We start from the raw sequence: 711 nt of genomic DNA on the forward strand, positions 1-711 counted from the left end.
AATTGGTGGCTTTGTCCAAGAAAGCTTTGTCGATTTTGAATCGGCTGCGAATGACGATGCCTTGATAATCGTGGATTTTGGCTTCGATTTCCGCTTTGGAAGAAGTGAAATCTTCGTGGTTGGAAAATCCTGCTTGCTGCAATTGTTCCCAAAGTATGAGATGATTGCTATCGATATGAAGGATTTTGATGCCCATAAAATATGTTTCTAAATTTGATTCACCAAAATAACAAAAAAATTGCGGTTTATCGTTTTGTTAAGAGGATTTAGTAGTTCAATTATGTAAATTTGTTAAATGAAAATGAATTAAATTTCCTTTCGAATCTTTCAATTTTCTCATGAAACTGTAAATAGCTTTAAAATGAAATTAACAAAAACCTTTAAATCTTTCTTTGAAAGCGAAAAATCGGGTGGAATTCTGCTTCTTTGTGTAACCATTTTGTCACTTTACCTTGCCAACTCTCCCATTCAAACCGAATATATTCAGATTTGGTCTACCGAAGTTGGACATCATTCCATCACACATTGGATTAACGATGGCTTGATGGCAATTTTCTTTCTATTGATAGGTTTAGAGTTAGAACGCGAAATTTATCAAGGGGAATTATCGAGCATTAAAAATGCTGCATTGCCTATTTTTGGAGCTTTGGGCGGAATGCTTATTCCTGCCGGATTATTTTTACTGTTGAATTTTGGAACCATAACTCAAAA

General features: G+C 34.5%; 1 protein-coding gene and 1 pseudogene. One reads left to right on the forward strand and one right to left on the reverse strand.

Going from position 1 to position 711, the window contains the following annotated elements; translation table 11 throughout:
- Positions 1-196, reverse strand: a pseudogene (locus EKL98_RS17355) (hydroxyacid dehydrogenase); the annotation flags it as partial.
- 165 nt (positions 197-361) lie between these two features.
- Between EKL98_RS17355 and EKL98_RS18365 the strand changes: the two are divergent.
- Positions 362-711: Na+/H+ antiporter NhaA (locus EKL98_RS18365; protein ID WP_233589521.1), on the forward strand; the 350-nt coding region annotated here is incomplete at its 3' end.

The organism is Flavobacterium bomense (assembly GCF_003970355.1).